Genomic DNA, 21,241 nt, shown 5'->3' with positions numbered 1-21,241 from the left:
GTTAACCAAAGCACTGACTTTGTAAATGTATCACAGGAGGTAAGTTATGGCTGCATCGACTAACGCGACGAGTCACAGTGAGTTTGCACGCTGTTTTGAGTGTAATCAGATATCCGCTTTTGCTCCATTTCATTGGCTCGCATTAGCATTCAAAGACATGGCCAGAGCGCCAATTTTAAGTCTAATTTATGGCCTAGTATTTACCCTTATTCCCGCCGCCATTCTCTACTTCGCCTATGCAAGCGACAGTCACTTGGTTCTTTTACCAGCGGCCGTTGCGTTTGCTTTGATAGGTCCGGCATTTGCCGCGGGATTGTATGATGTGGCATGGGAGCTTGAGAAAGGTCATACTCCCACATTTCGACATAGTCTAAAGTCAATGTTCCGCAATCCTGCAGGAGAGTGGGGTTTTGCTATTTTACTCATGGTGATCATGATTGTGTGGATGCGTTTGGCGGCACTTGTGCATGCGCTCTATCCAAACACGCCTAACCCTAGCTTTGAAGAGCTTAGTGCGTTTTTGACCTTGGGCTCAATCATCGGTGGAGTGTTATTGGTAAGCGTATTTGCCATTTCAGCCTTTACGCCGCAAATCATGATGGAACGCAGAGTGGATATTATGACTGCCGTGGTGACATCGATGCATGCGGTACGCAATAACATTGGCGCAATGATTGTGTGGTGTGCATGTATTGTGACGCTGGTGTTAGTTGGGTTTGCAACGGGCACGGCTGGGTTCATTGTGATTATGCCGCTATTAAGTTATGCAAGCTGGCATGGCTATATCGCCACCATCAAAACCAAACGTCCACGTAAGTACGAATAACGCAGATGGCAGGCTTATGCACCTTTAATGCATAGGCAGTCACCCACCAAAACCGTGTCGAACAGTGTACGTTTGACAACGTCTTCGCGCTTGTATATTGATCCAGTATGCAAGCGCATTCGTTTAATTGATAAATTTAAAAAGTTTATTTTTATCAATGGCTTAATTTATAATCGTGACCATCTGTTACGCTTTGCAAAGCCGTATCTGGTCGACGTACGAGTGCGACTATCAAAAAACATGGGCAAGATGCAAAACTGCATAAATATCGAGGAGATAGCATGTCAGCGAAGTGGCAAGAATTCCGCAATAAAATCGAACACTGTTTATGTCCACCAGGAAATGGTGTGTTTACCGTAAATACGGCAAAAGAGCGCAAAGCTGCGCTTCATCAAAAACTGTATGGGCAAACAGAAGATGTTGAAAATGTGTGGCGGGATTCTTTAGATGGCTTGCAAACAACTGAGCACAAAGCTGTCATGCTGGGGATCAGCTCGGATTGTGGTGGCGGTATTTTGCGTGGTGCAAACTGGGGACCGTTATTCTTGCGCAGCACCTTAGTTGAGCAGCAGCCACAAGCAACGTCATTCGATTTAGGTGATGTGCGTGTCATTCCACACTTGCTGCATGATAAGTATCTGAATGAGGGCACGATCAGCAACTGCCAAAAGGCGCTGTATGCTAATGAAAACAGCGAATACCACGTCAGTCCTTTGTCTATAACTGAAGACGTATGTACAGACTTTTACGCTAACTTCCCTGATAAAGGCATCTTTGGTATCGGTGGTGACCACTCAATTAGTTATCCATTAACCAAGGCCTATCTAATAGCCAAGCGTGAGCAAGGTAAGAAGGTCGCAATCATTCACTTTGATGCGCACACGGACTTACTTGTGGAGCGTTTGGGCATCGATTTGTGTTTTGGTTCTTGGTGTACACATATCCTAGAGTATTTGCCAAACCCATCGCATCTTATCCAATTTGGTATTCGCTCAAGTGGCAAACCAAAAGCACATTGGGAAGGCACATTTGGTGTCAAGCAACATTGGGCCCATGAGATTAATGAGCGTGGCACGGATGCGGTGATCGAAGAGGTGCTCGCACAACTACGCGCTGATGGCGTCGATGAATTATACGTGAGCTTCGATATTGATGCGCTTGACGCACAATTCGCATCGGCAACGGGTACGCCAGAAGACGACGGCCTCAACCCAGAACAAGCACTGGCTATACTCAAAGCTCTGGGCGATGAGTTCCCAATCACTGGTGCAGACATGATGGAAATAGCACCATTTACCGACAGCTCTCTTGAAGGTAAGTCCAGTTCAGAGACCACCTTGCGAGAAGGCGCTAAAATTTCCGCTTTCCTACTAGAGGCAATGAATAAGTAAATATCATTGACTCAAGAGCGCTTCGGCGCTCTTTTTTTTGCGCGAGTTACGACACTTTTTGACTTACAAAACCGAAGTCGCTAGCGTAAGTACACTCGGTGCATTGAGTCATGTTTACGACACCACGCTAAGAGCGTTAAGTGATAATAAGGGGTGTAGTTTGGTTAGATTTATACCGCAAATAATGCTGATGGTTTGCGCTTTATGGGGGGCGGCTGCACAGGCGCAAACTCAGGTGCTTATCGGTGGGGCTCTCAAGGTTTGCTCATCATCTACACCTGAGTTTTGCTCTGAGCCACCTTCGCTCAATGCGCCTCATTTACCGCTATATCAACTCGATGAACACGCTATTGAGCGCATGTTAAGGGCAATGCCCGATGCATTTGCACAGCACAAAGAGGCCTTGGCAGCAGCGCTCAGGGCGATACCAAGCAACGAAGCGTTAACGCGTTCAGCGTTGGTGGATAAATGGTTTGCGCAAGATGCTAAGGCGCAACTGCTTGACATCGAAATTCAGGATTATGTGCTTGATTCATTGCAAGTAGCGCACACAGATACGCGCACTAAACACAGCAAAGAGCAGGTTTTTCGCGATTTAACCGCAAGTGACGCCACTAGAGATATTTTGTCATTTGTAGCCAATGCAGTGCGACTCGCTGCTAAAGAGCAATCGGGTAAAGCAAAGGTGGTGAGTATCACCGCGTCAAGTCGAGACCCATATGCGAGTGCCGATTATTATCAGCAGTTATTTAGTTTTGACGATATCGACAGCGAGTGGCTCGCGCTGACCCCAGCTCTGGTGCAGGCTATCAGTGTTGGTAACTGTGAGCGCTTAGAGGAGTTTCGCAATAACGCTGGAGTATTCAACCGTGCGCGTGTTTACCCTGACTTAGTGGCGCAAGAGCAGGCGCTGTGCGAACAGGGCGTGGATGCGCTTTTAACACACATTTCATCGGCGACTGCTGTGGTATTTAATGGCGGGGACCAAAGTAGGGCGCTCACAGTATTATTTGACTCACAGGGTCAGCCCTACCCATGGACGCAAGCATTACGCACAGCACCTGTGATCGTGGGTACCAGTGCGGGCACAGCACTGCAAAGTGGTGGCAACAACATCCATGGTCCGGTACCAATGATCACCAGCGGCGATGCGATTGTCCTGCTGAGCACTGAGCATGCACAGAAAAAAGAAAGCGCGCCAAGTGCATTAGCCGGATTCGAAGCGTTGAGTTATGTGCAAAGTGGTGGTCTTGGCAGTTTTAGCGATGGCGTACTTGATACACATTTTAGTGAACGCAATCGCACCTTGCGTCTTCATAATTTACTACTCCAAACGGGACAGGGCTCGGGTTATGGAGTCGATGAAACGAGCGCTTTGGTTGTTATTACCTCACAGCGCGGCAATATCGCCACGGTACTTGGCAAATCTGGCGTGGTTAAAATCACCCCGTTGGACACTCAGCGCTTTAGCTACAGTTACTACCCTGCCGGTGTAAGACTGCAATACACCGATAACCAGTGGCGCTTACTTGCAAAAACTCCGCAAGAGCCAAGCGTGAGTGCAAAAGGGCAAACGCTGCCCAATACACGATTTAATGACATTTTGTACGATGGCAAACTGAGAAGCCTTACTCAAGCTATGTGCCTAACGAATACAGACAAAGCGCTAGCGCAACAGTATTGGCAAGGAAAAATGTGGGACTTTACGCTAGAGGCAAGTGAGGCCACAACCATGTTTAATACATCCACAAATAACAATGCGTGTGTGATTGAAGACCTCATTGTCAGTTACACATTGCGCAGTGAATAGAAACTGCTGGGTGTTTTTGCTAATGTGCAAATAACACAACGGGCCAAAGTGTATTAAGCTTAAAGCATAGAGCTGTATCAACGCGTTGAACAGCAAAAGCAGGTGCACAGGGATTCAACGCAACACCATGTTGATGGGCATTATAATTATAAACGCATACAAGGAGTGGTAGATGTACGCCGCCATTGCATACTTGGTACTTGCTGTCGTGTTATGTGCTGCAGCAGTGATGATGAAATCACCCTATTTTGCACTGTTCTTTTATTGGAGTGCACTGTCGTTGTTTTTGGTGTCCTTAGCGTATATCGCTAATGCGGGGCGCATTTTCAGAAAACGTCAAAATGGTACAATTCCCTGGTACATACGTTGGGCGTTCATACCCTTTTTATTGGGTGCTCAGCTTTATAATGCATGGCAAAGAAAAAATGATAAAGTGCCACCAATTCAAGAGGTTGAACCCGGCTTATTTCTTGCCTGTAGATTGTTTCCGCCTGATGTTGATACCCTAAAAAATGAAAACGTCACCGCTATATTAGATGCCACCTGTGAGTTTGATGGCCTCGATTGGACGGTGTTCGGTGAGCACATTAGCTATCTTAATATTCCCGTTCTTGATCATGCTGCCCCCAACCGCGCGCAATTACGCCAAGCGATTAATTGGATCCACCATCACCGTAAGCGTAATCGCAATGTTGTGGTTCACTGCGCATTAGGGCGAGGGCGCTCGGTGTTGGTGATGGCTGCTTATTTGTTAGCGAAAGACCCTAATGCCGACGTCGAAGACATACTTAATCGTATCCAAGAAACCCGAGAAACGGCGAGTTTAAACCGCTTCCAATTAAAGGCCCTTAAGAAAATGCACAAGCGAGGCGAGCTGGTGGTGCGCAACCGCGTATGCTTGATTGCTAACCCCGTGTCTGGACGCCAACAGTGGAATGACAAAAAGCACGAAATTATGTCTCGTCTTAACGGCTATTTTGACATGTCTGTTAAAGTCACCAGCGAAGATAAAGACGGCAAAGTATTGGCTCGCGAAGCCATGGCTGAGCACCCCGATATGATTATCGCCTGCGGTGGCGATGGCACTATCGCCGAGGTTGCATCGGTCACCTGTGACACTGAGGTGGTTCTTGGGATTATACCTCTTGGCACTGCCAACGCGTTGGCGCACGTGTTAATGGGAATAGAAACCAAAGCATTTGGTGTGACTAAAGCGCTGGATGTACTTATCAGTGGTGATGCTAAAGCGATAGATACAGCACGTTGTAACGATGAACTCGTGTTGCTGCTTGTTGGCATTGGCTTTGAACACAAAATGATTGAATCCGCTCATCGTGAAGCTAAAAATAACAGCGGTCAGTTTGCCTATTTACAGGGATTTTGGCAGGCCTTGAGTGAACACAAAGCCAAAGATTACGTGCTCAAAATGGATGAAGTGCCGCCACAGACAATTCATACCAACAGTATGATTGTCGCTAATGCAGCTCCTGCATTCACCTTGCTCGCCCAAGGGCGAGGGCAACCTGAGCACGATGATGGTTTATTAGATGTTAACTGGCTAGAACCTGCGAAGGACTCGAGTGTTAATGTGTTGAGCATAGCAGAGCTGGCATTCAATAGCGTGACCCAAACCCAGCTTGATGTGAACGTGCATCATACCAATGCTAAACACGTGACCATTGGTTGCGAAGATGGCATTGACTATGTGATTGATGGTGAAATACGCCACGCCAATGAGCTAGATATCGAGATTCAACCTATGTCGCTCAAGGTGATGGTACCTAGTGTTAATTAAACCCTAGGTCAACACGCCCTAGCGTACTTGGATTTTGCTTTTTAGTTCGGGGTAGATGGGCTGGCCTTTGGCATCGAGCGAACGCCACATTAGAGGGCCATTGGCTTGGTTAGGGTGCTTGAGGGCACAGATTTTGGCAGTTTTATGCATCTCTATGATAGCGCCTTCACTGAAACGCTGCTCGTTATACCAACACAGATGCGCAGCACTTGTTGCAGGACTGACGCCGACAATTAAGTGCTCGCTTTTATTGCTGTTATTAGCATGGACCTGCAAAGAAGTTAGCAGAGCAAGTCCAAGCAGCATTTTGTTGCGCATTATATACCTTATTGTGCATCTATTTGCTGCTCTGGAGCAGCGTCACTAAATGCTTTAAGGGTATTACAATGGGTATAGATTGCCATGATTTTCGGGTAATTTTCCATTGGCGTTTTAAAACGCAGGGCATTATATACCTGAGGTATTAAGCACACATCTGCCAGTGTCGGTGTATCACCGAAGCAAAATGGTCCATCACCGAGCATTTTCTCTACTTTATCAAACCCTGTGGTGATCCAATCTTGATACCACGTTGTTTTTTGTTCCTCTGTGACCTGTAGTTCATTGGTCAAATACTTCAGCACACGTAAATTATTAAGTGGGTGAATATCAACAGCAATAGCGTATGCAAGGTTGCGGATCTGTGCCTTTTGCCACGCATTACCACTTATTAGAGGAGCGTGATCCGTTGTTTCATCGAGCCATTCAAGGATAGCCAAAGACTGTCCCAGCACGCCTTCTTCAGTCTCCAGTGCAGGTAGTAAGCCCTGAACATTTTTTTGCAGGTAATCATCACCTTGTTGTTCTGACTTTAATAGGTTGACCGGCACAATGTCATGCTCAAGCTCTTTTAGGTTCAGCGCAATACGCACACGGTATGCTGCTGATGAGCGAAAATAGCTATATAACTTCATTATTTTTGTCCATTAAAGTGTTTCTTAATGCCATTCCAGCAATCTAGATAGTTGCCTTGGCGCTCTTGCCCTTCCAATGCGTACTTGGTTGGCGCAATGATGTAACGTGACTCAAACATAAATGCTAGCGTATTTTCATAACGCTGTGGTTCAAGCTCGGCGTTACTGGCTTTTTCAAATACATCAGCTTCTGGGCCATGAGGTGACATGCAGTTATGCAAACTTGAGCCACCCGGCACGAAGCCCGCTTCTTTTGCATCATACACACCTTTGATAAGGCCCATAAACTCACTCATGATATTACGGTGATAGTATGGTGGGCGGAAAGTATGTTCGGCAACCATCCAACGCTCTGGGAAGATAACGAAATCAACGTTAGCGACCCCCGGTGTACCTGATGGCGATGTCAGGACAGTGAAAATAGAGGGATCTGGATGATCGTAGCTCACTGTATTCATTACGTTAAAGCGCGCTAAATCATATTTGTATGGCGCACTGTTACCTGTCCATGCAACAACGTCCAGTGGTGAGTGTTTGATATCTGCACGATACAATTGACCGCTGAATTTAGCTACTAGCTCGAAGTCGCCCTCGATGTCTTCGTAGCAGGCTACTGGATATTGGAAATCGCGATCATTCGCGTAACCATTCGCACCTACAGGGCCACGCTCTGGCAGAATGTAAGGGTTCCCGTAGTTTTCACAGATATAACCACGAACTGGGCCATCAGGGAGTTCAACGCTGAACTTCATGCCACGAGGAATAACAGCAATTTCTCCCGCTTCAATCTCCAAAACGCCGCATTCGGTTTTTAAGCGCAGGCGACCTTGTTGCGGTACAAACAGCATTTCACCGTCGGCGTTATAAAAATAGCGCCCGTGCATCGATTGGTTGGCCACGTAAATGTGAATACCAATACCAGATTGACCGTTGGCACTGCCATTTGCAGCCATGGTAACAAGACCGTCAATAAAATCAGTGGCTTGCTCTGGGATAGCAACGGGGTTCCAACGCAGCATAGTTGGCGGCGTCGGTACTTCGGTAATAGGAGCGGTGCGTAGTAAGCCGTTATCCATCAACTCATAATCGCCTTGTATTACTGAAGGGCGAATACGATAAAGCCACGTACGGCGGTTATCAGCACGTGGCGCGGTGAATGCGGTGCTAGAGAATTGTTCAGCGTATAGGCCGTAATTTACTTTTTGTGGGCTAAATTGGCCGATAGGTAGCGCATTTTCAAGTGCTTCGGTTTCAAATTCGTTACCAAAGCCAGTCATATATTGTAATTGTTGGTTGCTCATAGCGATGCTCCTATTGTATTGTGATAGAAGATACTCTCATGTGAGAGTAAATTCAAATGGTGTTTGTTCACCGCTGTAAGAGATTATTTACAAGTAAAGCTATGGCAACTTTTAACCTAGAGACGTTTATCCCTTACTTAATGACATTGACTGGAGCGAAAGTGAGTGAGGCGTTCGCTGATGTGTATCAGAATAAATTAACGAACCCCCAGTGGCGTGTGGTCTGTCATCTCGTGCAAGCGAATACGACGCTCACCTCAAAGCAGTTGTGTGACTTGGCTATGCTTGATAAATCAACGGCATCAAGAGCAATTAGCGAACTACAAAATATGGGGTGGCTTAAAATTGAGCCGTGTGCCGCGGATAAGCGAGCCAAGCAGGTGCGTTTAACCTCAACAGGAAAACAACAATTTGATGCTTTAGTGCCTGTGGCAATGCACTGGCAAAAAGTGTTACTTGAGGAATTTAACGACGATGAAATTTCGTTATTAATACGATGTTTGTCAAAGTTAGAAAGTAAATCAGAGGAAATAAAAAAAGCCCATCAGTAGGGATGGGCTTTGACGTGTTTATTCAAATAGGTTGTTCACACCATTAGAATGTGTAGCGTACACCTACGCGCATTTCCCAAAGAGAAGCGTCGCGTTGTACAGATGTCTCTTGGTTACCATCGTTGAAGCCAGTGTATACATAGCGGCCCTGATCGTCGATGTACATGTCTACCATGCGGTTACCAACGAATGAGCCTTTCTTGTATGTACCCCAATCATCGTTAAGAAGATTAGTTAGGTTGTCAATTACGAAGAACGCTTCACCTTTGTGGCCTTCCATAAAGCCAGGCAGTTCTTGCGAGATTTTCAGATCGAACTTAACGAACCATTCTGCACTTTCACTGTTACGCGCTGTAATAGCACCACGAGTCAGGTTCTCTTCTTCAATAAAGTTATTAAATGCAGCAAGCTCATCAGCAGGCATGTCGTAAATGACATTTGCATCGTTTGCTAATGGAACATATAGCAATTGGCGGCTGCCATTCCAGTTTGAATCACCAAACTCGCTGTCAGCACGGCTATATGTGTAGCTGTACGGTAAGCCATCGCTTGCTTGGCCTAGAAGGTTAAAGCGCGTTGAATAACCGTCGAAGAAGTCGTGCGTATAACCTAGTTGGAATACAAAGCGGTGTGGAACTTCGTAATCTGACGTCCCTTTACCTGGGTTAACTGGGTTAGTTGTTGCAAGGTTACCGTAGTTTGAACCCGCTACAGAGCTTGTCATTGGGCTCACGTCTTCGTTATCTGTGTACGAGTACGCAACCATGAAATCAACGCCGTTGTCGAACTTCTTGCTCAGTGCTGCAGATAGTACAGTGGCTACACCGTCATTACCCATTACGTTAGTTAGCATGTATTCGTTACTACGGCCTTCGATGCTCTCAATGATAGGGCGACCATCAAAGGTTGTTTCACCGCTTTCACGTAACGCGATATCACGAATGATTGCTGAATCTTTTTTCTGAGTATGAAGTACATCTAGGTTTAACACATAGTCATTTTCGAACGTGTATGTTGCACCGATTGAATACTTCCACTCTGATGGAATTTCAAAGTTAGGATCTACCACGTTTACAGCCGCATCACCTTCACCAGCTGGTGTATTTTGGATCTCGTCAAACATGCTTTGTGGAATTTCATAACCTGGTGTGCCACCGTTGGTGTAGGCAATATCAAATAGGTTTACGCCACGCTCTTGAAGACCGATTTGCGTCACACCATCGTTTTGGTATGCATTTGATACCCACACATTTGGGTTACCGCCTGAGTAAAGACCAAAGCCAGCGCGCACTTCAAGCGCTTCATCTACGAACCAGTTGAAGCCAACGCGTGGTTGAAGAAGGTCAATACCGTCTAGGTTTTGTTGGTTAGAGAAACCGTATCGGTTTGCAAACTGAGCATTGTAGTTAGGGTAATCGTCACTGGTGTACTTGTCGTAACGAAGACCAAACATTAACGTCGCGTCGATATCAGAGAATGCATACTCATCTTGGATATAGAAAGTATGAAGTTGGTATGAGAAGCTCGCTGCTAAATCGTTCGGGTTGTTGGTACCCGCTGCGTTGTTGTAATAAACGCGTGATGCTAGACCTTGCTCATAGTCATCGATAGAACCAAAACGGAATTCACCTTGTGTGTGCTGTACAAACAGGTTGAATACATTCAGGTCTTCATATTCGTAGCCCGCTGAGATAGTGTGCTGATCTAGGTAATATGTACCCGCTAGCTTAACCGTGAAGTTATCCCAATCTAGGTCGTTTGAGTGGCGAGAATCATCAGGACCAATGTATACGGTGTTACCACCAACATTGATTTGGAACTCACCAAAGCTGCTTGCTGAATCAAGTGCATTTTGACGAGCGTCTAGTTCTGACTTACCAACACGAATTTCTGTTGAGAAGCTGTCATTCCAATCTGAGTATAATGCACCCACAATTGATGTGAACTCAGCACCACGCTCATAGAAGTGGCTTGAGAATGCTAGCTCATCGTTATCAGCGTCTGACTGTGATAATGCAAAACCGTCGTTGTAGTTATATACAAGGTTAGCACGGTGATCTTCATTGATGTTCCAGTCTAACTTAATAAGTAGCTTTTCATCTTCAACTGGCATGCTTCCTGGCGTACCACCAAGGTCATAGCCATACACAGTGCTTGTGATTTGACGGATACGGTCGATTTCAGCTTGTGAAATTGAACCATTATCAAGAGGACCATAGTTAAACTGTTGTACACCTTCTAACTTTTCATACGACGTGAAAAGGAATAGGTTATCTTTGATTAGCGGAAGACCAACGTTAAAGCCATAACGTTTTTCTGTGTAATCACCGTTATCGATTTTGCCATCGATATCGCCGATGCTGTCACCTTTCATTGAATCGTTGGTGTAGTCATAGAAAAGACCACCGTGGATTTCGTTGGTACCAGACTTTGATACGGCATTGATGTTACACGCGGTGAAACCACCGTATTGAACATCAAACGGTGCCATTTCAACAGCAACTTGCTCAATCGCATCGAATGAGAACGGCTGACGCACGGTAGGGTAACCGTTTGAGTTCAGACCGAAGTTGTCGTTCATGCGCACGCCGTCAAGCGTTAAGCTGTTAAAGCGTGGGTTTGCACCACCACAGTGAATTGCATCACGGCTATCATCAATATAAACACGCGGGTCGATACGAACGATGTCTTTAAGGTCGCGGTTAATAGCAGGAGCAGTTTCTAGGTCTTCTTGTGTGAAGGTAGAAGCAGGGCCCGTGCCGCCTGAAAATGAACTGATTGTACGGCCAGTAACAACGATTTGCTCGATGTCACTTTTCGCTTGTAGTTGAACGTTCACTGGATATTCTTTACCAAGAGAAAGAGATACGTTCTCTACCAGTTGGTCTTCGAATTTGTCCGAGTCAATGATTACGTTGTAAGGACCACCTACGCGTAGGCCTTTTGCACTGAAGTAACCTGCATCGTTCACTACCGCTGTTTTTGTTGACCCAGTAGGTAAGTGGATGATGGTGATCACTGTACCAGCAGCAGGGTTGCCACTAGGACCTGTGATTTGACCTTTGATTGACGATGACGTCTCGTTTGCGAAAGCACCAGCGGATACACCCATAGTCGCAGCGATAGCGACAGAGATGGCCGTTTTCCTAAGTTGCATTTTCATGTTGTCGTTTCCCGTGTTTAGTTTATTTGTTAAACAAAATTTATTGCAGCACATCTATGTGCCAGTAATTATTCTTGCAGCGGAGTCCCCGCTGTTCCTTGGTATATATAGTTCAACAGCTCGGCGAGACGATGTCCGCCAAGCGCGAGCTGCTGCTCCATGATGCGTTGATATTTGTCCACATAAGCGTAGCCTATTTGCTCTGAAGTGCTTGAATAGATTGAAGAAGCGAGCTTATGAGATTGCAATAACCACTGCTGTACACTGTCTTTGTTCTTGTATTGGGTATTTTCTAGATTATCACAGCATAAAAATTGTGCATATTCTGAGTAAGAAAGTTGTGCTTGTTCTAGCAATTGACTGTCCCAAAGGCGATGCAAATTCGTGGGGTTATTGAAAAATTCCACTTTAATTGTATTTCCACCGCGGTCCTGTGAGCGACCTACATGCATTGGTTGGTGGATGTCACCAATTAGGTGGATTAAGAACTTGAGGTAAAAACGTTGGTCTTCTATTGATGTATCAGGGGCAGATAAAGCAGAAATTGCGCTGAGGATGGCGCTGTGTGCATTGTTAATATCGTTTTTGTTTGTATGAACGTGGAATTTAGAGCGTGAAAATTCGGATTGGGAGTCGATATTAATATAGTGCCAACGGGATGATTGCTTTTGCCAAAAATACTCAGGGTTAGAACGCATTTCGTCGGCCCATGTGCTCACTCGAGCGAGACTTTGAGTCCCTAAAATTTCATACAGTCTGGCTTTGGCCTGAGGTGATAAATTTTGTTCAGCGATCGCAGCGACGATACGATGTCCGTTTGCTCCCCAAGCCCATGCTTGGTTTATTAAACAGGCAACGACGAGCAGTACGGCAAAGAAAAATGCCGAAATGTTAGCGCGAATATGCTGTAAATCCATTGTTGTTATCACGTTGCAAAGTTGCTTTGTCCTAGTAAATTTTCCGAGTTTTTAAAGTGAAAAAAAAGGATTTAAAGACATTCATAATTACTTATTAATAATTCTTAAAAAACAATGGTTTGTTGTTGATAGATAAAATTACTTATTGCAATAAGTAATAATAGCTGTTGAAATAACCGCAACATAAATCGATGTACAGTTAAACCGCTTTGCAATCAATGAAACCTTGGCGAGACAGCGCGCTGGTATTAACAACTATCGCAATAGTGACTTTGATAAGTTACCTGCTGGGTGATTTTAATGTCGCTAAGCAGTTGCCGCCATTGGGTAGCGTTGTGCAAACTTCCTACAGTTGCAACACGCAAAGCGACGCTAATCAGATGCAACTGTCAATCTTCATGCAAAGCCAACAAAGAGCCACAGAGCTTGCCGATAATTTGTGTTTGAATGCAATCGTCTCTAAGCAATATGGAAAAGTGATCGCATTTTGGGGCGGTTCGTCCCAACATGAGGTGAACTTTTTGGGAAAAGGGCTCGCATCCTTAATACTGGCAAAAGACAACCTCATTGATGCGTTTGACGCAAAACAAACGTACGGCTATTACCCAATTATTGGTTACCCTAGCTACACTGCATACTTCATCGGTAGCCACGAAAAACCGCGCATTGATAAAGCGTACTTCCTCGATAAGCGTATTGGTTTAATTGACTATCCCACAAGCCGATCTGGTCATATCATTCCAAAACAAGTTTTTAAAGACTTAGATATTAACTTGGATAACCTCAATATTACCTTTGCTAACTCTCATTCGGCTCTTAGAGATAAACTTGCCAGAGGAGAGGTTGATGTCATTGCTTCATACTGGCAACAAAGTGATATTGAACGTTTCTCGCGTAACTACATTACTGCCATTGGCAATAATATTAGTGGCAGCCATTGGTATCTAAAAAAAGCCGCCGATAATCCAGATTTAGCCTGCGCATTACAAAAAACATTGTTAGAGATAGCCAAGGCCGACTCGTCTGCATACTTCAACGCTGCGCAGTCTTATTGGCAGTGTGATGACGTTAGTGCCGCACGATTTATTGAGGAGGCATTGTGAGAGTCCGCAGCATGCTCATTGCCTTGCTTAGAAAGCGTGGTCCCGTAAAGCACTTTCATGCAGGGCGCGCGATCAGCCTGTTGTGCGTATGTGCCCTTATAACTTCCCTCACGGCCTACTTTTTGGGGGCGACAGCCAGTTGGCAGCGAACACAAAACTTAGCGTTGGCACAGGTTAAAACACGCATAGCACTGGACTCTCAATATATTGGCCTAGCCAACCCTTTATTAGAAGTGCCAGCAGATAATAGTCGCACTCGCACTTACATTGCTGATCTGAATGAACTGGCGTTGAGTAATAACTATCCTGTTATCGTTGAAGCAATCGAAACAGGCCTCACTGGTAAGTTTGATTCCGAGCGATTTATCTATCTCAATCAACCGGGTACAGAGCCAATTAAAGTGTATTACTCGTTGCAGGCTATGCCAATTGGCAAGGGCCTCAGTGTCATACCTATTTTGTTAGCCCTGTTATTGGCGTTATTAATGTGGCCGTGGTTTAGGGCCATGGAAACCAAACTCACCGAGCTTAGTCAGCCTCAACAAAGCGAGATTGAGGCAAAGCAGTTGATCATTGACTTGGTGGATAAAAGTATTCGTTTTGGGGAGCATTCCCAGCGTGTCAACTTGGCAAATAAGCCTTTGTGTTTTTATTTGGCATTGCTCGAGTTTAGTGTTGAACATCCTCAAGTAATGCTAAATCAAAACAAAGATGTGCCAGATGAGCTATTGCAACTGGCGCATAAATACTTTGCCCGTTTAATCGAGCTCGGTCATACCATCCGTAAACGACCAAACTTCAGCAACAGCCTAGAAAAGACCTTAAGTGAGATACGCGCTGCGCTCGATGAGAGCTTTGCTAATGATATGGAATCAAAAGAGCCTTATTTTCCACCTAAAGCCCATGGTGAAGGTTCTCGCTCTCGCGTTCATCACTATGGGCTCGGGGTGCGCGATTACAGCGCTTTTACCATTATTGGCAAGTAAGGGACTGCGGCGTTTTTATGCCTTGTATTGGCGAATTTTTGCGTACATAGGCACTCAATATTTCCGCATCAGTATCGCCTGTATCGACAAAACGCGGGTCGTTGTTTAAACGTGGGTAACCATCGCCGCCAGCTGCGTTATAGCTATTGATGCTCATGCGGTAAGTCTGGTCAGCTTGAAGTGGTTGACCATTTATTAACACATTGACTAGCTGAGCATTATCACACACGGGTGTGACATTATTGATGTGAGTATAGGCCCCTGAATCAACAGGGAATCGCGTGATCTTGCTTATAAATGCAAGGGCCTCAGTGCCACTGAAGTCAATGTACCCGATGCGGTTTTTGAACGGGTGTACGCGTAAAATATCCTTGTAGTTGATATCGCCGGCAGGGATGGAGTCGCGAATACCGCCTCCACTAATAATACCGAAGTCAGCATTGACGTGTTGGCTTTGTGCAGTGGTGATGAGCTGGCCTAAATTGGTTTGCATAAAGCGAACTTTGTTTCTATCCCCTTCAAGTCGCTCTTTGGTGACGCCTAATGTGACACTCAGTTGCTTTTGCCCCTTTGCTTGATATGGGCTTAAGAAATCAACCATTTTTTGGTCAGGCTCAATATAATCTCCCACCCATTGTCCTGATTTATCACGTAAATTGACTGGGTGTAAGGTATAACTTTGCAAGATAACGTCGTCACCTTTTATTTCGAAACGGGCTTCGCCAACGTATTTTCCCCACTCATGAGCTTGCATGATCCAAATGCCATTTTGGTTATCGGGTGTGCAGGTTTTCCCTGGGTGGTAGCTTGCATCGTTTACATTGCTGGCACTCATGCACACAGGCTCTTGAGAGTGTCCGCCAATAATCATATCAATCGCTCCTAGGGGCAATTGACGAGCGAGCGTTACATCACCTGGCGCATTGACTCCAAATTTTGCATCGGCGTAATGTCCCATGTGTGTCACGGCGATAATAACATCTGGATTTTTGCTGTTAATTTCTTTTAATACGCCGGTGGTCGCATCGGTCGGGTTAATAAATTCGAGGTCGCCAATGAACTCTGGGTTGGCAATTTTAGCGGTGTCTGTGGTCGTCAGACCAAGCACCGCGATGTTGATGTTGTTCTTTTCTACCAGCACATAAGGTGTATAGGCATACTCATGACTAGATTTATGCTTAATATTGGCGCTAAGTAGAGGGAAGTTGGCCCATTTTTGCTGTTTGTCGAGTACCGCTAATGGATTGTCAAATTCGTGATTACCAATGGCCATGGCATCATAACCCAGTAAACTCATACCTTTAAAATCAGGCTCTGCCTGCTGTAAGTCAGACTCAGGAATGCCGGTATTAATATCACCGCCAGATAGAAGCACTAACGCGTCACCTCTTTGCGCTGCTTGCTCCCTTAGTGTGCGCAATAAGGTTGCGCGTGCAGCCATGCCATACTCACCTTTGTCATTCGTCCAAAAGCGGCCGTGATGATCGTTGGTGTGCAAAACAGTTAAATATCGACTGTCAGGTTGAGATACTGATTGCTCAGGGCTAGGAGATGAAAATGTGCATGCTCCGACTAAGAGCAAGGAGGTAAGAGTAAGAAGGCGCACCATAGTGTATCCATTAGGTATATGAGTGCGCCTGATCTTAAATCAGTTTCGTGAGTATTTCATTATCTCTTACTGATTTTTGTACCTGAGTTCTTGAACTGCAGTCTCGCGTCGGCGTAATTCTTCTTTTGCGATGGCTGCTTTATTGTGATTAATACCCACCATCCAGTTTAAAAATGAAGCGGGGACTTGTTTGTAAGGTTCACCTTTGTGAACGCCAAAATCGCAGATTACGTTATTTTTATTCATGTGTGTTGTTACTAACGTTTCCCTAACATGCGCCCATCTTAGGCAAGAATCCTGCGTTTGATAAGTCCGATATGTTTTATAATTTATTTTTTAATAACTTAAAATTATATAAAGTAAATACAAATGTAACCCTGAGTTACAGTTAGGTATCAATTTGTAGTTATTGTATTTTTGCTCTAGCACTTGAATTAGTCTCGAAGTAAGGTATGCCCTCATCAGTTTCAGGAGTCAATATGAAAGCCGTACTTTCAGCCGGTGTGCTAACTATTGCAGGTGCAATGCTAGCAACAAATGCCCACGCAACCATTGTTGAATTTCAAACCTCTCAAGGCAGTTTTCAGGTAAATTTGTTCGACCAACAAACACCTAAAACCGTAGAGAACTTTTTAGGTTATGTTGGTCGTGGCGATTATCGTTCAACGATTGTGCATCGTTCTGTTGCAAAATTTGTCGTTCAGGGCGGCGCGTTCACGTTTGATGAGTCAATAGACGTTATTGATATTCAAAATGCAGTAGTAAATGAGCCTGTATACTCAAACGTGACTGGCACGATTGCGATGGCTAAGCAGGCAGGCAATGTTAACAGTGCGACTAGCCAATGGTTCTTTAATACCCGTGATAACAGCGCTAATCTCGATTTGCAAAATGGCGGATTTACCGTATTTGGACAAGTGATTGGTGATGGCATGGATGTGGTTAATAAGATTAACGCACTGGCTACGTGCAGCGGTTTGCCTGCACTCAATTACTTAGATAGTGTTCCTACTGTTAATTACAGCGCCGATGAGTGCTCTCAAGGTTCAGACATTACATCAGCAAATCTCGTTACGATTAATGATGTTATTATCATAGACGAAGATCCAAACTCAGCCGTAACACTGAGCCCAGTTGAAAATACACTGATTGATGACGTTAACTCGTCTGACTCGAGCTCAGGCAGTGCATGGTGGTTAGCACCTTTCGCTCTGTTAGTGGCTCTGCGTCGTAAAGTGGCGTTAAAATAAACGCCACACGAGAGTGATCCACATTATCAGGACGATAATGCAGCCAGCTAAAAATGAATAATAGCGTGAATACAGATGGTTGCTGCTCAGGTGTATCACTGTATGGATCACTCTCGACACAACAAATAGCCATGCTAGCGTTACCAACAGGTACCCAAGGTTATTGGTTATTAAGGCGACAAGCGACGCGACAAAAAACAACACTGGAATTTCAAATTGGTTGATGAAATTTCGCCCTGCCACTTGCACCGATTCAGACGCGTCTTTCAAATCCATGGTTGAGAACTGCTCTAAGTGAATCTCTTTTGCCCTAGCAGCAGCAAAGCGACGTCGGCCCATAATAAACATGACGCAAAAGGTCAGCAGGACTTGAGCAAATAGGGCGAGGATCAATAACTTTTCTAACATTTCTATTCCTTGACTCATATTCGAATTATTTTCGCTAATTTCTAGCCCAGCTTAACATAGTTTGTCTTACCATAAGGCTTTTTAGTGAATAGCCATTTAATAAACTGTTACAAACTTAATCACATTTTACATTGCATTTTTGTCGCTGATTTTTGATTATTGTCAGCCTACGACTCCAGACAAAGAATTCTAATAATGAACAAAGCACTTGTACTTAGTGCATTGAGCCTTGCTGTGTTAGTGGGCTGCAATGCGACATCTACCTCTAATATCACATCGTCACCTGCACAATTAATTCCTGAAAATTTGGTCGTTAGTCCAAATGATAAACGCTCTTATGACACGCTTAAACTCGATAACAATATTGAAGTTATTTTGGTGTCAGACCCAAGCGCAGAAAAATCGGCAGCTGCGCTAAGTGTTGGCGTAGGGCTATTACACGATCCGATGACGCAACAAGGGATGGCTCACTATCTTGAGCACATGTTGTTCCTTGGGACCGAGCGTTACCCTGATACCAAAGGGTACAGTGATTTCATGACTAAAAATGGTGGTGCACACAACGCCTATACATGGCTCGATATCACCAACTATATGTTCAAAGTGAATAATGACGCATACGGTGAAGCGTTGGATCGTTTCAGTGACTTTTTCAAATCGCCAAAGCTCTATCCTGAATACACAGATAAAGAAAAGAATGCAGTAAATGCAGAGTGGTCAATGCGCCGTGAGATGGACTTCTTTGGTCAATTTAAGCTTGCGCGTAAGATGATGGGAGAGCACCCTGCTAACCGTTTCTTGATTGGTAACCTAGAGACCTTGGGCGACAAAGAAGGTAGCCAGTTACACAAAGAAACCGTTGATTTTTATAATAAATACTATTCAGCCAACATCATGAAAGTGGCCATGATCTCAAATCGCCCAATTAATGAGATGCGTGAGCTTGCACAGCAATACTTTGCTGATATCGAAGATAAGAAAATAGACAAACCAAAGGTCAGTGCACAGCTGAATTACGATGATGTTGGTGGTAAACGTGTTTACTACAAGCCAAACGAAGATGTAAAGCAGTTACAGATGGACTTTGTCATCCAAAACAACATGGATGAATTTGCCTACAAGCCTAACCGTTTTGTTGCCTATCTGTTGAGCAATGAAATGCCTGGCAGCCCAGCGCAGATTTTACGTGATAAGGGCTGGGTATCTAAGCTTAGTGCGTCAGCAACACCGAACAAGTATGGCAACTATGGTGAGCTGAATGTAAACATCGACTTGACTGATGAAGGCATGAAAAATCGCGAGGAAATCGTCGCTACCATCATGCGTTATATTGAGCTAATTAAAACCCAAGGTGTTGATAAGAAGTACTTTAACGAAATTCGTACTTCGTTAAATAACCAATTCCAATTCCTTGAGAAAAGTGACGAGTTTGGTTACGTGTCATCATTAACTCAAAGCATGCAAGATTACCCGCTAAATAACGCCATCAACGCGCCATTCTTTTACGGTGAGTTTAACGAAGAAGCGATCAACAGCGTATTGAATCAACTCAACGGTGATACTCTGCGTGTTTGGTATGTGTCTAAAGAAGAGCAAACAGATGGCAAGCTTTACTTTTACGATGGCCAATATCGCATTGAAGATATCGGCGAGCAAGAGCAAGCGAGCTGGCAGCAACCGAGTCAATTTGCGTTAGCACTGCCAAGTGTAAATCGCTTGTTACCTGAGCAATTCGATATCAAGACAGCCAAGGCGCAAGACAAGCCGATGGTTAGTTACGATAAAGACGGTATTAAAGTGTGGTTGCAGCCAAGCCAGTACTTTGCTCAGCAGCCGAAAGGGTTGTTGGAAGTGTATGTTAACTCACCGCTTAAGCAACAAGACATCAAAGCCGGTGTACTAATGAGCCTATGGGCTGATTTGTATAATCTATCGCAAACCGCGTTGGCTACCGAAGCGAGCATAGCTGGTATGAGTGTAAGCATGGACGCAGGTAATGGCTTTAGTTTATCGGTAGGTGGGTTTACTGATAAGCAACCGGTGTTACTTACTCAGGCGCTTAAGAACCTCAACTTGAATGTAGAGCAACAAGCGTTCGATCAAGCTGTGGATCGTTATGTGCGCAACCTAATGAATGCGCAAAAGCAGTTCCCATTCTATCAAGCGTTTGGCATGTACTCTGAGATCACCCGCTCAGGTAGTCACGATACAGACGAGCTTATCGCAACCGCTAAATCACTTAACGTTGCTGATTTAGAGTCATTGATGAGTCAGGTGCTCAGCAACAACAACGTTCGTGTTTTTGCATTTGGTAACTATGATGACAGCAGTGTTGAGCAAATCGCTAAAAGTATAAGCCAAGCATTGCCAGAGCAAGCAAAAGACACGCAGTACACGCGTTCAAAAACGTGGCAGCCGAAACAGGGTGAAGTATACGTTGTACAAAAAGATATAGACGTTGCTGACGTTGCCATTATTGATATGGCTTACCACCCAACGCCTGGTTACGAGCAAAAAGCGGCAGCATCAGTATTGCGTGGTCACTTCCGTACAATCGCGTTTGATAAGTTACGTACTGAAGAGCAACTCGCTTACGCAGTAGGTGCATTGGCTCGTCCACTCGATGAATATGCAGGCATTGGCTTGTTTATCCAAACGCCAGTAAAAGGGCCAAAGGATATGCAGGCGCGTTTTGATAGCTTTAAAAAGCAATATCAGCAAGAGCTTGCTAATATGGACGAAGAAACGTTCTTACAGCTTAAAAATGCCACTTTGGTTGCACTTAAAGAAAAGCCAAAGAATTTGAATGACGAAGTGGGTCGTTTGATCACCGATTGGTATCGTGAGCAATATGATTTTGATAGCCGCGCTAAACTTATTGCGGCAGTTGAGAAAACATCGCTTAAAGATATCCAAGATTTCTACCAGCAGACAATGTTAAATCAGGATGCCGCACGATTGAATATTCAATTACGTGGTAGCAAGTTTGCTGATGATGAGTTCGCTGAACTAGACGGTCAAACAAAAGTGCAATCGATGGACCAATTCCATAAAGCGATTAGCTGGCAATAGGCCAGCAATAAGCAAGCCTATATTTGAGTAGAAACAAAAGAGGATCTCTGGATGAGATCCTCTTTTTTATGCGCTTTTAATACCAATTGTATTAGAAATTTGAGCT

Annotated in this window: 17 protein-coding genes; 9 read left to right on the top strand and 8 right to left on the bottom strand. The window is 44.7% G+C overall.

Translation table 11 applies throughout. The features are described from left to right. The first annotated feature begins 46 nt into the window (after positions 1 to 46). The 4 genes from AAEU32_RS14045 (at position 47) to AAEU32_RS14030 (ending at position 5,822) form a co-directional block, all read left to right on the top strand. A complete protein-coding gene (locus AAEU32_RS14045) occupies positions 47 to 826 on the top strand; it encodes a DUF2189 domain-containing protein (protein WP_421971169.1) in 780 nt (259 codons plus the stop codon). Between the two features lie 281 nt (positions 827 to 1,107). Continuing rightward, a complete protein-coding gene (locus AAEU32_RS14040; RefSeq protein WP_421971168.1) occupies positions 1,108 to 2,217 on the top strand; it encodes an arginase family protein in 1,110 nt (369 codons plus the stop codon). 58 nt (positions 2,218 to 2,275) lie between these two features. Continuing rightward, positions 2,276 to 4,027, top strand: a complete 1,752-nt coding sequence (locus tag AAEU32_RS14035; protein WP_421971167.1) for a cyanophycinase — start codon at positions 2,276 to 2,278, stop codon at positions 4,025 to 4,027. Between the two features lie 172 nt (positions 4,028 to 4,199). Further along, entirely contained in the window at positions 4,200 to 5,822 is a 1,623-nt protein-coding gene (locus AAEU32_RS14030) for a diacylglycerol kinase family protein (RefSeq protein ID WP_421971166.1), read from the top strand. 18 nt (positions 5,823 to 5,840) lie between these two features. Here AAEU32_RS14030 and AAEU32_RS14025 read toward each other — a convergent pair whose 3' ends face one another. From AAEU32_RS14025 to hmgA, 3 genes are read right to left on the bottom strand one after another with little or no spacing between them, the layout of a single operon-like run. Further along, entirely contained in the window at positions 5,841 to 6,140 is a 300-nt protein-coding gene (locus tag AAEU32_RS14025; protein ID WP_421971165.1) for a DUF1496 domain-containing protein, read from the bottom strand. A gap of 8 nt (positions 6,141 to 6,148) precedes the next feature. Beyond that, entirely contained in the window at positions 6,149 to 6,775 is a 627-nt protein-coding gene (gene maiA, locus AAEU32_RS14020; protein WP_421971164.1) for a maleylacetoacetate isomerase, read from the bottom strand. Further along, complete coding sequence (gene hmgA, locus AAEU32_RS14015) at positions 6,775 to 8,076, bottom strand: homogentisate 1,2-dioxygenase (protein WP_421971163.1); 1,302 nt, start codon at positions 8,074 to 8,076, stop codon at positions 6,775 to 6,777. The genes maiA and hmgA overlap by 1 nt, the downstream gene beginning before the upstream one ends. A gap of 101 nt (positions 8,077 to 8,177) precedes the next feature. Here hmgA and AAEU32_RS14010 point away from each other — a divergent pair, with 101 nt between their 5' ends. Beyond that, positions 8,178 to 8,627, top strand: coding sequence for a MarR family winged helix-turn-helix transcriptional regulator (locus AAEU32_RS14010; protein ID WP_421971162.1), 450 nt, complete (start codon positions 8,178 to 8,180; stop codon positions 8,625 to 8,627). A gap of 43 nt (positions 8,628 to 8,670) precedes the next feature. Here AAEU32_RS14010 and AAEU32_RS14005 read toward each other — a convergent pair whose 3' ends face one another. Further along, positions 8,671 to 11,790 carry a TonB-dependent receptor gene (locus AAEU32_RS14005; RefSeq protein ID WP_421971161.1) on the bottom strand — a complete coding sequence of 1,040 codons (3,120 nt, stop codon included), beginning with the start codon at positions 11,788 to 11,790 and terminating at the stop codon, positions 8,671 to 8,673. Positions 11,791 to 11,858: 68 nt separating this feature from the next. Further along, positions 11,859 to 12,707 (bottom strand): S1/P1 nuclease, encoded by an 849-nt coding sequence (locus tag AAEU32_RS14000; RefSeq protein WP_421971160.1) that lies wholly within the window; start codon positions 12,705 to 12,707, stop codon positions 11,859 to 11,861. Positions 12,708 to 12,925: 218 nt separating this feature from the next. Here AAEU32_RS14000 and AAEU32_RS13995 point away from each other — a divergent pair, with 218 nt between their 5' ends. Together AAEU32_RS13995 and AAEU32_RS13990 are read left to right on the top strand one after the other, a co-directional pair. Next, the gene (locus AAEU32_RS13995) at positions 12,926 to 13,810 is read left to right on the top strand and encodes a type 2 periplasmic-binding domain-containing protein (RefSeq protein WP_421971159.1); all 885 of its coding nucleotides are present in this window, start codon (positions 12,926 to 12,928) and stop codon (positions 13,808 to 13,810) included. Beyond that, positions 13,807 to 14,796, top strand: coding sequence for a hypothetical protein (locus tag AAEU32_RS13990; protein WP_421971158.1), 990 nt, complete (start codon positions 13,807 to 13,809; stop codon positions 14,794 to 14,796). Before AAEU32_RS13995 ends, AAEU32_RS13990 begins: the two co-directional genes overlap by 4 nt. On the opposite strand, the gene ushA is transcribed toward AAEU32_RS13990, so the two are convergent. Together ushA and AAEU32_RS13980 are read right to left on the bottom strand one after the other, a co-directional pair. Beyond that, positions 14,783 to 16,405 (bottom strand): bifunctional UDP-sugar hydrolase/5'-nucleotidase UshA, encoded by a 1,623-nt coding sequence (gene ushA / locus AAEU32_RS13985; protein ID WP_421971157.1) that lies wholly within the window; start codon positions 16,403 to 16,405, stop codon positions 14,783 to 14,785. The genes AAEU32_RS13990 and ushA overlap by 14 nt on opposite strands. A 66-nt stretch (positions 16,406 to 16,471) precedes the next feature. Then, complete coding sequence (locus AAEU32_RS13980; protein WP_421971156.1) at positions 16,472 to 16,651, bottom strand: hypothetical protein; 180 nt, start codon at positions 16,649 to 16,651, stop codon at positions 16,472 to 16,474. 233 nt (positions 16,652 to 16,884) lie between these two features. Between AAEU32_RS13980 and AAEU32_RS13975 the strand changes: the two genes are divergently transcribed. Beyond that, positions 16,885 to 17,655, top strand: coding sequence for a peptidylprolyl isomerase (locus AAEU32_RS13975; protein ID WP_421971155.1), 771 nt, complete (start codon positions 16,885 to 16,887; stop codon positions 17,653 to 17,655). Here AAEU32_RS13975 and AAEU32_RS13970 read toward each other — a convergent pair. Then, positions 17,647 to 18,063, bottom strand: coding sequence for an MAPEG family protein (locus AAEU32_RS13970; RefSeq protein WP_421971154.1), 417 nt, complete (start codon positions 18,061 to 18,063; stop codon positions 17,647 to 17,649). The two genes, AAEU32_RS13975 and AAEU32_RS13970, sit on opposite strands and share 9 nt — an antisense overlap. Before the next feature lie 195 nt (positions 18,064 to 18,258). Here AAEU32_RS13970 and AAEU32_RS13965 point away from each other — a divergent pair, with 195 nt between their 5' ends. Beyond that, complete coding sequence (locus tag AAEU32_RS13965; RefSeq protein WP_421971153.1) at positions 18,259 to 21,135, top strand: insulinase family protein; 2,877 nt, start codon at positions 18,259 to 18,261, stop codon at positions 21,133 to 21,135. Positions 21,136 to 21,241 lie beyond the last annotated feature (106 nt).

Origin of the sequence: Pseudoalteromonas maris, from assembly GCF_049257235.1 — a bacterium.
Taxonomy (GTDB): Bacteria; Pseudomonadota; Gammaproteobacteria; order Enterobacterales; family Alteromonadaceae; genus Pseudoalteromonas.
Note: the sequence above shows the minus strand (reverse complement) of the source record. Positions and strands in the feature narration are given on the sequence as shown.